Below are 339 nucleotides of genomic sequence, written 5' to 3'. Positions count from 1 at the left end.
GCAGGATCCGACCCAACCTGAAGATAGGAACTGTTTGCATTCTCCTCGCTGGCAGACATGCAGGCAAGAGGGTTGTACTTGTTGGAATTCTGCCCAGCGGTCTGCTTTTAGTTACTGGACCTTTTGCATTCAATTCGTGCCCGCTACGCCGCATTCCTCAGCGCTATGTGATCGGCACCTCCACCAGAATTTCACTCGGCAACTTCAAACTGCCAAAACACTTCAATGATGATTACTTCAAGAAGAATAAGAAGTGCGTCAAACGTACAGTCAAACGCAAAGAGGGTGATGACATCTTTGCCACAAAACAAGAGAAATACGTTCCATCTGAGCAGCGCA

General features: G+C 47.8%; 1 protein-coding gene. It reads left to right on the top strand.

The window, feature by feature from the left end; genetic code table 11:
* Positions 1 to 339: 60S ribosomal protein L6 (locus F0U47_RS22715; protein ID WP_223162853.1), on the top strand; the 339-nt coding region annotated here is incomplete at both ends.

Source organism: Nocardioides antri, assembly GCF_008373765.1.
GTDB classification, from domain to species: Bacteria; Actinomycetota; Actinomycetes; order Propionibacteriales; family Nocardioidaceae; genus Nocardioides; species Nocardioides antri.
This window is presented reverse-complemented; position numbering and strand designations above follow the sequence as displayed.